Here is a 12352-nt window from a genome sequence, read left to right on the forward strand (position 1 = left end):
GGGTTAAGACCAGATTAGATCTGGACGTTTACCGCGGCCGGGCCCTTCTGGCCTTGCTCGACTTCGAAGGTGACGGTTTGGCCTTCGGCCAGCGACTTGAAGCCGCCGCCCTGGATGGCGCTGTGGTGGACGAAAACGTCCTTGGAGCCGTCGGAAGGAGCGATAAAGCCAAAGCCTTTCTCGTCACTAAACCACTTAACTGTGCCTGTAGCCATGATGGATACCTCTGATGCTATGCATGTGCATAATTTTGAATGAAAAACGAGGGGTGCTGAAGGACTGCAAAAGCGTCAGAGAACTGCAAATCGTAGCGGGTCGTACAAACTGGAAAATTCAATCTGTGGTCCTGCGGGGTTCGAGCCTGGTGCAATTGAGGAGTCCTTAACTGATTCCTCTCGGGAAAGCGATCTTTCGTTTTCCCGGAACGCATTATCCCGCGTTCGTCCCAACAAACCATAGTTTTTTTGCAAAAGAGGCGACTTTTATTGTCCGTCAACGCTCGAGTTAATCTGCATGTGGCGATGAAGGCGACGGTTTCGCCGACGTAGCGGACGTTTTCGCCGCGTTTTTTCTGATGAAAGTTTCTGCGCCATATGCCGCCAACGCAGCGGTTGCCGGCGCTCGGATCGCAACTGTTGCGGTTTTGCGGGGCAAAAAAGCGTTTCGGGCAACCTCCGGGCCAGAAATGCGCCCCTGGTTCTAGCGGTTGTCGGCGGTCTTCTCGGTATGAATAGTCGCGGACAAGGTATGCGACTCGCCGGGGCGAAGCGAGTAGCGGTTGTCGATGGCGTTTGCCGTTTCCACGCAGAGCATGTCGCCCCAGGCATCGTCGGGAATGTCGTCAAAGCCCCGCACCCCGTCGGGCCCCGGGTTCCAGACTACGGTGGTTCTGCTGCCGGTCTTGCCAATATGGATGCGTCGGTGCGGCTGGTGGATTACCGCTTCGCCCAGATGGTCGAAGTAAACCCGGTCAATGGGCGGGTAAACCCGCAACGCCTCCGCCTGTGTCCCACGGATGCCGCCTTGTTGCTTGTCCCAGTAGGTCAGGTTGTCCAGGCCGTCGACACGGATGCCGCGCGCATCCTCAACGCGGAAGTAGCTGTGCAGGGCCTCCGAGAGTTCCCATGCGTGTTCGCTGCGGTTTTCCGCGGTGAGTTCGAGATGGAGGCGGTCGTCCAGGACGACCGTAAGGGTCAGGCGAAAGGCGTGTGGCCAGAGGCGCCGAGTGGCGTCGTCATCGCTGATGGCGAGCACGGCTACCGCCCGGTTGTCATCGTGGCTCAGCCGTTCGACTTGCCAGGTCATGTGCCGGACGAACCCGTGGGCACTCAGCGACGAATCGCTGGGGTGGGCACCGAACCAGGGCCAGCAGACCGGGATGCCACCGCGGACAGGGCGACTGCCATCCAGTCGGGAGGTCGGGCTCAACCACAACACCTCGTTGTCATCGCTGTCCCGGAAATCGACCACGGTTGCCCCGAGGCAGGCAATGGTGGCCCGGCCGTGGCGAGACACCAGTTCGATCGTATCGAGTTCGCCGAGACGGGAAGGGCGGGCAGCGGTGGAGGCGGTGTTCATTAAATCGGTCTCTCGCTGTCGATCAGCGGTTGTCCGGGCCGACCACCCGGTCGCGCCCCTGTTGCTTGGCCGCGTAGAGTCGCTGGTCGACCAGGTGGATGGATTGTTCCGGCGTCGAACCGGGCGCCAGGCCCGCCACGCCGAAACTGGCCGTAACGTGTCCGATTTCAGGAAATTCGGTGTCATGGACCAGGCAGCGCAGTTTCTCGGCCAAGGCCATGGCGGCGCGCTCATCGGTATCGGGGGTAATCAGCATGAATTCCTCGCCGCCCCAGCGCGCAAAGCTGTCCGTCGCGCGCACGTGATCACTGATCAGGCGGGCGAAGCGCGTCAGCACCGCATCGCCGCAGGGGTGACCGCAATGGTCGTTGATCTGCTTGAAGCGATCGATGTCGATCATGACCAGGGCGGCGGGGTGGCCATAACGCTGCACCCGTTCGTGCTCATGGTGGAGGATCTTTTCGAAATGCATCCGGTTGATCAGGCCGGTGAGCATGTCGGTGGTGGCCAGCCGCTTGAGCTCGTTCTCGGTATGGACGCGATCGGTGATGTCCTTGCCGATGGAGACGTAGCCGGTCAGCTCGCCTTCCTCGTCCCGGACCGGCGTGATGGTCTCCTCCATGTGGAGCAGCTGGCCGTTTTTCTGCTTGTCGATGAACGTGTCGCGGAATACATCGCCGCTTTTGAGGGTGTCCCAGAGGCGTTGATAGAAGCTGCGGTCATGCATGCCGGACTGGAGTATGCGGGGGTTCTTGCCGCGGACTTCCTCACGGCTAAAGCCGGTGTGTTCCTCGAAGGCGCGATTGACGTCGAGGATAGTGTTGTCTCGATCGGTGATCACCACGCTGTCACTGCTGGCGTCCAGCGCGTAGACCAGCATCTGGCGACGTTCGTGCTCACGGGTCTCCAGGCTGATGTCGCGTTGCACCGAGACGAAATGGGTCACGGTGCCGGCCTCGTCGCGCACCGGCGAAATGCTCCATTCGACATCATAGGCCGTGCCGTCTTTGCGGTAGTTGATTGTGCGTGCCGCAAAGCGCTCACCGACGGTCAACGCGGCCCGTAGCCGGTCGAGCACCGGGCGGCTGGTGGCTTCGCCCTGGAACAGGCGAGGTGTCTCGCCGAGGATCTCATCGAGCCGATAGCCTGTCATCGCCAGGAAGGCCGGATTGGCGTAGACGATCTCCGGGCCGGGGTGATCGAGCTCGGCCGTGGTGATGACCACGGCATCAAACGACTGTTCGACGGCCGCCTGAAGCAGTCTCAGGTATTGGAGATCTTGCATGATAGCCATTGGCTCAGCGTGTGGATGGGCAGGCGGTCGCCGGTAGTGATCGGAATTGGGGCATCAGCGGCCGCGTCACATCGGTGTCGCCGAGTCGAGAAAGCGTAGGGAACCTCGTCTCGAATTGCCAACGTCGTTGGGGGGGCTCGTCGGTCCGGCCGCCGCGAGGTTGCCGCCAACCGTACCGCGTGGTCAGTCGTAACGGATATCGACGATTTCCCAGGGCAAGTGGCCCTTGTCTTCCCCGGCGGGCAGTCGCACCACGTCGCCGGGGCGTCGGCCGATCAGCTTGCGGGCCACCGGGGAGTCGATGCTGATCCAGCCGCGCGAGGGATCGAGCTCGTCCGGCCCGACCAGGCGCAGGGTGCGTTCGAGTGCCTGGGACTCGCACTCCATCTCGACGAAGGCCGCGAAGTACACCTTGTCGGTGTCATCCGGGGCCCGGTCGACGACCTTCAGGTTGGGCAGGCGTTTTTGCAGGTAACGGATGCGTCGGTCGATCTCGCGCAGTCGTTTCTTGCCGTAGATGTACTCGGCATTCTCCGAACGATCACCCAGGGCCGCGGCCTCGGAAACCGCCTGGACCGTCTCGCGGCGTTCGACGCGCCAGAGGCGGTCCAGCTCGGCCTCGAGGGCCTTGAAGCCGGACCGGGTGATGATCGGCGTGCTCATCGTTCGCCGGCGGCCGGGGTTTTCTCCAGGGTCTTCTGGATGGCGCTGACCGCATGGGCCAGATCGCGCAGGCGCGTGTCCTTGAGTTCACCACCAGCGGCGCCCGGATGGCCGCCGCCACCGAAGTAGCGTGCGGAAATATCGCCGGCGTTGACGCCGGGATTGGCGCGCAGCGACAACCGGCCATTGCCCCGGATGCCCATCGCCATGTCGATCTGGCCACGCACTTCCATCATGTCCATGATCACGCCGCGCCAGACGTCGTGCGGCCAGTTGAAGAATACGCCGGTGCGCACGCCCTCGATTTCCAGGACCGGCACGAAGTCCTCGTCGAGCACCGAGGCCGACAGCATGTGGAACTTGTCGTTCAGCGGCAGGTTCTCGTCGTTGAAGATGCGCTTTTCCACCCGTCCCTTGAGGAAACCCTTGCGTGCGTCGAACAGTTGACGCTCGAAGGCCTCCAGCGATTCGCCCGATTCGTGGGAGCGGAAGAACGCCTCCATCACGTGGAAACGATAGGCGCGCTTGAGGTCCTTGAGCGGCGGGGCGAGGTGATCGTCCTGCATCACCAGGCCGATCAGATAGATCGCCCGACGGAAATCGTCGTGGTCGCGCAGCCAGCGATCGCCGACATCAATGAACTCGGCGCGTTGACGCATCAGTTCACGCTTGGACTCATCGAGCTGATCGGCCACGGCCTCGAAGGTCAGCAGGCTTGCGCAGCGGTCGGTGTCGAGGTAGTACCAGTCAAAGGCTTCGGCACAGTCGGCGCCGGTGGCGTGGTGGTCGAGCAGTTGCAGCTCGACCGGGACCTTCATCTTGCCGATCCGCTTGTCGAGGGCCTTGGCCTGGTCGAGCGTCAGGTTGAGATCCGTGATCAACAGGCCCGCCGGTTCGCCGGCCTTGATGATGCGCGCAACGATATCGTCGATGGCGTTGTTGATGTCGCGGTAATCGGCATTGAAGAAGTGGCAGCGCTGGTCGGTCTGGTCGACCATGTACTGCGCGCCGTAGCCGTCAAGGTCGGTGTGCGACAGGTGATACAGCCAGCCTTCGGGGCGGATGATAGTCGGTGTGCTCATGGATGCTCGCTGACAGCGGCCGCCGCAAGGGGCGACCGTGAATGAAAAGGTAGCTTCAAGCTATTGATTGATCGGGAAAATGCAAGTGGTTCCCGTCGTTTCGTTTTGGGGCGATGGCTTACTGGCGGCGCCAGGTGGTCCCCTGAGGACCGTCCTCGAGCGTGACGCCGTTGTCGAGCAACAGGTCGCGGATGCGATCGGATTCCTCGAAATTGCGCGACGCGCGTGCCTCGGCGCGCTGGGCGATCAACTGGTTGATGTCGGCATCGTCGAGGGTGTCCTCGCGATCGCCTTCGGCACTCCAGTGCAGGAAGGCATCCGGGTCGAGTTGACCCAGGTTGAGGATCGCGCCCATCGCGTTGATGGCGGCCGCGTGCGGGGCGGCGGATTCCTTGTCATCCTCGCCGATCTTGTGCACCAGGCTTAGCTGCTCGTGGATCAAGGCAATGGCCTTCGGGGTGTTGAAGTCGTCGTCCATGGCGTCGTGGAAGGCGTCCATGACCTCGGCATTCGGCTCGGCGTTGGCCGGCACTTTTTTCAGTGCGCTGTACCAACGCGACAGACTGGCCTGGGCGGCATCCAGGTGCTGGTCCGAGTAGTTGAGCGGGCTGCGGTAGTGGCTCGAGAGGATGAACAGTCGCACCACCTCGGGATGATAGCGCTGGGTGACCTCCTCGATGGTGAAGAAATTGCCCAGCGACTTGGACATCTTCTCGTCGTCGACCCGGACGAAGCCGTTGTGCATCCAGTAGTTGACGAAGTGGCAACCGGTGGCGCACTCGCTTTGCGCGATCTCGTTTTCGTGGTGGGGGAACATCAGGTCGTGACCGCCACCGTGGATGTCGAAGGTGGTGCCCAGGGCGTCGGTCGACATGGCCGAGCATTCGATGTGCCAGCCGGGCCGGCCCGCGCCGAAGGGTGCGTCCCACTGCGGCTCGTCCGGCTTGGCGTGCTTCCACAGCACGAAATCGAGCGGATCGTCCTTGGCCTCGTCGACGGCCACCCGGGAGCCGGCGCGCAGGTCCTCCGGGTCGCGCCCGGAGAGCGAGCCATAGCGCTCGAAGGTCGAGACGTCGAAATAGACGTCGCCGTTGTCAGCGCGATAGGCATTGCCGCGTTCGATCAGGGTCTCGATCATCGCGACCATCTCGTCGACGTTTTCGGTCGCCCGCGGCTGGGAGGTGGGCGGCAGGCAGCCCAGCGCCTCGGCATCGCGGCGCATCAGCTTGATGAAGCGATCGGTCAGCGACTCGATGCTCTCGGCGTTCTCCGCGGCTCGCGCGATGATCTTGTCGTCGATGTCGGTGATGTTGCGGACGTAGTTGACGTCGAAACCGCGCTCCTTGAGGTAGCGCACCACCATGTCGAAGACGACCAGCACCCGGGCATGACCGATGTGGCAACGATCGTAGACCGTCATCCCGCAGACGTAGATGCCGACATGGCCCGGTCGGATCGGGGTGAACTCGCGCTTGGCGCGGGCGGCGCTGTCATAGATTGTGAGCATGTTGGCTACGATTCCGGGTCGAAGGTCGTTAGACTGTTCTGCATTGGAAATGGCGTATTTTCTGAAAGCCAGGCTTTCGGGAAAGGCGGTAGTTTAACGGCCCCGACAGACGAGATAAAACGCATGAGTGACATCAACAGCAAGATCCGCTTCTCCACCCGACTTGGCGACATCGAGATCGGCCTGTACGACGACAAGGCCCCCAAGACGGTGGAAAACATCCTTGCCTATGTCGACTCGGGCCATTTCGCGGGCACGACCTTCCACCGCGTGATCCCGGGCTTCGTGGTCCAGGGCGGTGGCCTGACGCCGGAGATGGAGCAAAAGCCCACCCGCGCACCGATCGAAAACGAGGCCAACAATGGCCTGAAGAACAAGCGTGGCACGCTCTCGATGGCGCGCACCCCCGATCCGAATTCGGCCACCAGTCAGTTCTTTATCAACCTCGCCGACAACGCGTTCCTCGATTTCTCCTCGGAAACCCCGCAGGGCTGGGGCTATGCCGTGTTCGGCGAAGTGGTCAACGGCATGGACGTGGTCGACAAGATGGCCACGCTGCAGACCGGGTCCCGTCACGGCCACCAGGACGTGCCGGTCGACGACGTGCTGATCGACAAGGCCGAGCGCATCGACTGACGGTTTCACTCGCCTGACACCCCCTCTGACGACCCGATTGACCTCCCTGGGAGACGTGCCCGGTCATGGCCGAAACACTGATCATCGCTGACCTGCATCTGGCGAAGCCCGAGCCACGCACGCTGGCGTTGCTCGACACCTTTCTCGAACGCGCCGAGCACGCCGAGGCGGTCTACCTGCTCGGTGATCTGTTCGATTACTGGATCGGTGACGATCAGCCCATTGATCCGGCGATTGCCGAGCGGCTCGAGCGCTTTGCTGCTTTGACGGCCCCCGTGACGTTCCAGCCGGGCAACCGGGACTTTCTGGTCGGTCGCCAGTTGCTTGAGCGCCTCGGTGCCAGGCAACTCCCCGATCAGACTGTCCTCGAGCATGGCGGGCGCCGCTGGTTGCTCACCCACGGCGACGAGCTCTGCACCGACGATGCCGCCTACCAGGCCATGCGCGCCCAGCTGCGTGATCCGGCCTTCGTCCGCGATTTCCTCTCCCGGTCATTGCCCGAGCGCATCGCGATTGCCGAGGACCTGCGCAACAAGAGCCGCACGGCGTCCTCGAGCAAGCCCGAGGACATCATGGACGTCAACGCCGCGGCGGTCGACGAGATCCTCGAGCGGACCGGCGCCGACGGGCTAATCCACGGCCACACCCATCGTCCCGCGATCCACCGTCTTGCCGGCGGTCGCCCCAGGGTGGTGACCGGGGACTGGGGCGAGGCCGGCTGGCTGGTCTCGCTTGAGGGTGACGGCCTGACCCTGGAGCGATTCACGCCGGAATCGAGCGAGGTCATCGCGACCTGGCCACCGCGTCAGGAGGCGATCGCATGACTCTACCCATGACGCTCACCTGGCTGCGCATCGCGGCCATTCCGCTGATGGTGGTGGTATTCCTGTTCACCCCGGCCGAATTCGCGCGCCCGGCGGCCGCCTGGATCTTCGGTCTGGCCTCGTTGACGGACTTTCTGGATGGCTATCTCGCGCGTCGCTGGAACCAGCAATCGGCCTTCGGCGCGTTTCTCGATCCGGTGGCGGACAAACTGATCGTGACCGTGGCGCTGGTCCTGCTGGTGTTCAGTGACGGCGACCTGCCGATCGTGATCGCCACGGCCGTGATCATCGGCCGCGAGGTGTTCGTTTCCGCCCTGCGCGAATGGATGGCGAGTCGCGGCATCAGTGCAGCGGTCAAGGTGTCGTCCCTGGGCAAGCTCAAGACGACGGCACAGATGTTCGCCATCCTGTTTCTGCTCTACTACTTCCCCCTGTTCGGCGTGATCGACGTCTACCTGATCGGCTACTGGCTGCTGATGATCGCCGCACTCCTAACCTTTGTTTCCGGCGCGCAGTACGCGCGGGCCGCCGTCGTGGCCGTTGCCCGGGCCGAAGCCGACGCGCGGGGGCACTGACGTCGGCATGATTCGCGCCGTGCGTGGATTGAGTCGTGGTCTGCGCCTGGCGTGCTACTTCGTGGCGGGGCTCTGGCGGACCCGGCGCTTTGATCGGCTGGACGAAGCGGTCCGTCTCGAACAGGCAAGGGCCTGGCTGGATGGGGCAAGTCGTGTGCTCGGGGTGCGGGTGCGCGTGCAGGGCCTCGACCGATTGGCCGACCTGCCACCCGGGGGGAGTTTGTGGCTCCCCAACCACGTCAGCTGGCTGGATATTCCCTTGCTGGGCGGGCTCTGCGAGGGAACGGTCTTTCTCGCCAAGAGCGAGATTCGTCGTTGGCCGGTGATCGGTCGGCTGGCAAGGCTCAGCGGCACGGAATTCATCGAGCGCGGCCGGGGGAGCGAAGCGGCGAGTGAAGCGGTGGCAAGCGGCCTTGCGCATGGCCGGCAGATCGTGGTGTTTGCCGAAGGCACGACTACCGATGGTCACATGGTGCGCCGATTTCACGCCCGCTTGCTGGGTCCCGCCGTGCAGATGGAACGTCCGGTGGTGCCGATCGCCCTGCGTTATTACGACGCCCGGGGGAAGCGGACGGCGGCGCCGGCTTTCATCGACAACGAAAGCCTCTGGCCCTCGTTGTGGCGGGTGCTTTCCTCCCCCGGCATCGAGGCGCGTATCGACGTGCTCGAGCCGATCTATCCGGAGTCGGGCGAGACCCGCAGCGAGATAGCGCGGCGCGCCCACCACGCGGTGGCTGCCCGGGTCGCTGCCACGGCGGACTGAACCGCGGCGACGCCGCGGTCAGTTCCCCATCACCCCGCGCATCAGCTGCTGCAGATCGATCGGCTTGCTTGGCATGGCGAAGCGCTCATCGGGCTGGGAGTCGCCGGAGATCGATTCGAGACGGAAATCCTCGCCAAACCGCAGCACCGCCAGTCCACGTCGTTCGAGCTCCCGTTGGGCTGCCTCGTGACCCCTGGTGCCGGTGCCGCGGGCAATGGCGCGCGTCATCCCGCCCAGCAGGGCGTCCTGCATTTCCACCACCAGCGGGTCGTCGGTCAGCACCGCCTCGTCGATGCGGGCCCGGCCTTCGCTGTCGATCCAGCTCACCCGGTAGCGTTCGCCGGTCACACCGGCGATCGTCTCCGTCTGGCCGGTCGGCTCCAGCGCCGTGATCTGGCTGGGTACGACCGCGTCCGGGCCCAGGCGCGCCAGGGCGGTCGGTTGCCCGAGCAACGCGGCGAGCTGGTCAAGGTCCATGGCGACCGGATGTCCGGCGACCCTCGCCACGCCCCAGGCCTTGCCTTCGACGGCGATCACGTGTGCGGTCTCGTTGGGGGTATCGAGCCGGCTGCGCTCGGGCGTTTGCCAGCTGAAGGTCAGCGCGGGCATCGAGCGGTCCGCGGTCTGAAAGCGGGCCATGCCATCGGCGAGGGCGGTGGAGATGATGGTCGTGCCCAGGCCGAGGCTCAGGCTCAGCAACAGGCCGGCACGCCCTATCGTGCGGATCAATGGTTTCAAACGTGGCTCCCGGTTGGTCATGTGCCGGTTCGACCGTCCCCGGGAGCCGGAATTCCCCAGCCCTCCCCAGCCCGTTCCGATGGCTACCGAATCCATACCGGGATCAGCCGCGTGTAGGCAATCAGGCCGAAGAGCTCGATCAGGGATTGCAGGATGATCACGGCCACGACCGGTTGCAGTCCCGCCGGCAGGGCCAGGGCGATGGGCAGGACCATGAACGAGTTGCGGCTGCCGGCACTGAAGGCGACCGTGCGCCGGGCGGCCACGTCCAGCCCACCCAGATGCCCGGCGGCTGCGGCGACCCAGGGTGCCATCAGGACATAGAGGAGGAAGACGATCGCGACGGGCCACAGTCCCGCGACGTCGCCGATCACCCGCGGGGCATGGCTGAGCATGATGGTGAAGAGCACGGCGGCAAGCAGCGGGACCGGCAGCCACGCCATCGCCTGCGTGCCTCGTCGCAGTAGCGGGTGTCGCCGGCCGCCGACATCGGTGAACCAGGCCGCCAGCAGGGGGACCAGGATGACCAAGACGAAGGCGCCGAGCATGGCGGCGACCGGCAACTCGGCCCGGATATCGCTTGCGGTGAACAACCACAGGTAGATCGGCAGCAACAGGATCTGTCCGAGCAGCAGCACGGGTGCCGCGGCGATCGCGCGCGGCACGTCCGCCCGGCCCAGTTGCGAGAAACTGATGAACCAGTCGGTGCAGGGCACCAGCAGCACCAGGAACACCCCAAGTGCCAGCACGGGGTCGTCGATGAGCAGCCGTGTCAGCCCCCAGACCAGGATTGGCACCAGCAGGAAATTGACCACCAGCATGACGGCAAGGAAGCGTCGATCGCCCAGCGCCCGCCCGATGGTGCCCAGGTGGGTCTGGGTGAAGGTCACGTACAGCAGCGCGGCCAGCAGCGGCCAGATCAGCCACTCGGGTGCCGCGCCGGAGGGTGGGGCGCTAAGCCCGATACCCAGCCCGGCGGCCACGGCGACCAGGTAGACGACCACCTGGTATTTCTCGAGCGCCAGGCGCGCGGCCTCGGCTGAGTACGCCGGAAACACCTTAGCGACGGGACGCCAGCGCGAGGCGTTCGAACCCCACCACGACCAGATAGATCGCGCAGGCCGTGGCAATGATCGCCGGTCCCGAGCCGATATCGAACCAGTAACTCGCGTACAGACCGGCCAGGCAGAACAGCAGGCTGAAGGTGCCCGACAGGAGCATCATCCCGCCCAGGGTGCGCGTGTAGCGCTGGGCGAGGTAGGGCGGCAGGGTAAGCAGCGCGATCACCAGTAGCAGGCCGACCACCTGGATCATCATCACCACTGTCTGGGCGACCAGCAGCAGCAACATGAAGTAGAGCCCGGTGACCGGGATGCCGCGGGTGCGTGCATAGACCGGGTCGAAGGAGAACGACAGCAGGTCACGGTAGTAGTAGAGCGCCAGTCCCAGGATCACGGCATCGATCCCGGCCATCAACCAGAGATCGACGGTGGCGACGGTGAGGATCGACCCGAACAGGTAGGTCATCAGCCCGGCCTGGTAGCCAGGCGTGAGCTCGACCAGGATCAGGCCCAGGGCCATGCCGGCCGCCCAGATCACCCCGATCAGCGTGTCGGTGCGTTCGCGACGGCGGCGGGTGAGTGCCCCGAGCAGCACGGCCGCCGCCGCGGTGAACACCCCGGTGACCGGCAGCACCGGCAGGCCGAAGAAGATGGCGGTGCCCACGCCGCCATAGGCGGTATGGGCGATACCGCCGGTCATGAACACCAGCCGGTTGACCACTACTAGTGCGCCGACGATGCCGGCGGCAATGCTGACCAGGAACGCGGCAGTCAGCGCGTGCTGGACGAAGCCTTGTCCAAGCAGTTCCATCAGGCTCATGGCGCGTCCCTTCCTTGACTGGCGGACGCCGCCTGGGAGGGCAGGTGGGCGTTCAGGGCGACGTGCCCCATCGGGCAATCCGCGCCATGCTGGCCGTACATCAGTGCCAGCATCTCCTCGGTGATGCTCGGCCCCTCGCCGCTGACCAGCCACCGGTTGACCGCGAGCACCTGCGAGACGGCCTGCCGGGTAATGCCGAGATCATGGCTGACCATCACCCGGGTGAGCGTGCCGCCGAGGTCTTCGAGGGTCTCGTGGATGCAGGCGCGCCCGTAGGGGTCGATATTGGAAAATGGTTCGTCGAGCAGTAACAGTTCCGGTTCGGTAATCAGCGCGCGGGCGATCAGTACGCGCTGGCGCTGGCCGCCGGAGAGCGAACCAAAGGGACGTTGTGCCAGCTCCAGGATGCCGGTGCGATCCAGGGCCTGCCGTGCGCGCTCGCGTTCGTCGACGTGAAAACCGGGCCCGTGGCGTCGGCCGTGCGGCAGTCCCATCAGGACGACCTGTTCCACGGTGGCCGGGAATCCCGGCGCCAGATTGCCGTGCTGCGGCACGTAGCCGATGCGCTCCGGGTGCCGGCCGGGCTTGTCGCCGAAAACCCGTACCGAACCCGCATTGGGGTGGTAAAGGCCGAGGATCAAATGAAGCAGGGTCGTCTTGCCGCCTCCGTTGGGCCCCACGATCACGGTGAATGCCCCGGGTGGGATCACCAGATCGATCGCCTCGAGGATGGGCTCGCGATCGAAACGGAAACTCACGTTTTCCAGGACGATCGCAGCAGAATCAGAATCGGATGCCGTCATGGAGTGGA

At 64.4% G+C, this 12352-nt stretch carries 14 protein-coding genes; 4 read left to right on the forward strand and 10 right to left on the reverse strand.

The features are described 5' to 3' along the window. Nucleotides 1-14: 14 nt before the first annotated feature. From SR882_RS06245 to cysS, 6 genes are all read right to left on the reverse strand, one after another. Nucleotides 15-215 carry a cold-shock protein gene (locus SR882_RS06245; RefSeq protein WP_125198616.1) on the reverse strand — a complete coding sequence of 67 codons (201 nt, stop codon included), beginning with the start codon at nucleotides 213-215 and terminating at the stop codon, nucleotides 15-17. A gap of 484 nt (nucleotides 216-699) precedes the next feature. Further along, entirely contained in the window at nucleotides 700-1578 is an 879-nt protein-coding gene (locus SR882_RS06250; RefSeq protein WP_322520399.1) for a D-hexose-6-phosphate mutarotase, read from the reverse strand. Between the two features lie 22 nt (nucleotides 1579-1600). Continuing rightward, entirely contained in the window at nucleotides 1601-2872 is a 1272-nt protein-coding gene (locus tag SR882_RS06255) for a sensor domain-containing diguanylate cyclase (RefSeq protein ID WP_322520400.1), read from the reverse strand. 183 nt (nucleotides 2873-3055) lie between these two features. Beyond that, a complete protein-coding gene (gene greB, locus SR882_RS06260) occupies nucleotides 3056-3535 on the reverse strand; it encodes a transcription elongation factor GreB (RefSeq protein ID WP_322520401.1) in 480 nt (159 codons plus the stop codon). Beyond that, on the reverse strand, nucleotides 3532-4617 hold the full coding sequence (locus tag SR882_RS06265) for a DHHA1 domain-containing protein (protein ID WP_322520402.1): 1086 nt from the start codon (nucleotides 4615-4617) through the stop codon (nucleotides 3532-3534). Before SR882_RS06265 ends, greB begins: the two co-directional genes overlap by 4 nt. 118 nt (nucleotides 4618-4735) lie before the next feature. Further along, on the reverse strand, nucleotides 4736-6124 hold the full coding sequence (gene cysS / locus SR882_RS06270; RefSeq protein ID WP_322520403.1) for a cysteine--tRNA ligase: 1389 nt from the start codon (nucleotides 6122-6124) through the stop codon (nucleotides 4736-4738). Nucleotides 6125-6247: 123 nt separating this feature from the next. On the opposite strand from cysS, the gene SR882_RS06275 reads away from it, so the two are divergent. From SR882_RS06275 to SR882_RS06290, 4 genes are all read left to right on the forward strand, one after another. Continuing rightward, nucleotides 6248-6760, forward strand: coding sequence for a peptidylprolyl isomerase (locus SR882_RS06275; RefSeq protein WP_322520404.1), 513 nt, complete (start codon nucleotides 6248-6250; stop codon nucleotides 6758-6760). A 65-nt stretch (nucleotides 6761-6825) separates the two neighbouring features. Then, nucleotides 6826-7584, forward strand: coding sequence for a UDP-2,3-diacylglucosamine diphosphatase (locus tag SR882_RS06280; RefSeq protein WP_322520405.1), 759 nt, complete (start codon nucleotides 6826-6828; stop codon nucleotides 7582-7584). Beyond that, nucleotides 7581-8159, forward strand: coding sequence for a CDP-diacylglycerol--glycerol-3-phosphate 3-phosphatidyltransferase (gene pgsA / locus SR882_RS06285; protein ID WP_322520406.1), 579 nt, complete (start codon nucleotides 7581-7583; stop codon nucleotides 8157-8159). The genes SR882_RS06280 and pgsA overlap by 4 nt, the downstream gene beginning before the upstream one ends. Nucleotides 8160-8166: 7 nt before the next feature. Next, a complete protein-coding gene (locus tag SR882_RS06290) occupies nucleotides 8167-8922 on the forward strand; it encodes a lysophospholipid acyltransferase family protein (protein ID WP_322520407.1) in 756 nt (251 codons plus the stop codon). 18 nt (nucleotides 8923-8940) lie between these two features. On the opposite strand, the gene SR882_RS06295 is transcribed toward SR882_RS06290, so the two are convergent. The 4 genes from SR882_RS06295 to SR882_RS06310 all read right to left on the reverse strand — a co-directional run bounded on the left by SR882_RS06295 (nucleotide 8941) and on the right by SR882_RS06310 (nucleotide 12344). Next, nucleotides 8941-9660: a hypothetical protein gene (locus SR882_RS06295; protein WP_322520408.1), complete on the reverse strand. Its 720-nt coding sequence runs from the start codon at nucleotides 9658-9660 to the stop codon at nucleotides 8941-8943. A gap of 83 nt (nucleotides 9661-9743) precedes the next feature. Continuing rightward, nucleotides 9744-10718 (reverse strand): arsenic resistance protein, encoded by a 975-nt coding sequence (locus SR882_RS06300; RefSeq protein WP_322520409.1) that lies wholly within the window; start codon nucleotides 10716-10718, stop codon nucleotides 9744-9746. 1 nt (nucleotide 10719) lies between these two features. After that, nucleotides 10720-11541 carry a metal ABC transporter permease gene (locus SR882_RS06305; protein ID WP_322520410.1) on the reverse strand — a complete coding sequence of 274 codons (822 nt, stop codon included), beginning with the start codon at nucleotides 11539-11541 and terminating at the stop codon, nucleotides 10720-10722. Then, on the reverse strand, nucleotides 11538-12344 hold the full coding sequence (locus SR882_RS06310) for a metal ABC transporter ATP-binding protein (protein ID WP_322520411.1): 807 nt from the start codon (nucleotides 12342-12344) through the stop codon (nucleotides 11538-11540). Before SR882_RS06310 ends, SR882_RS06305 begins: the two co-directional genes overlap by 4 nt. Nucleotides 12345-12352 lie beyond the last annotated feature (8 nt).

The organism is Guyparkeria halophila (assembly GCF_034479635.1).
In the GTDB taxonomy this organism is placed as follows: Bacteria; Pseudomonadota; Gammaproteobacteria; order Halothiobacillales; family Halothiobacillaceae; genus Guyparkeria; species Guyparkeria halophila.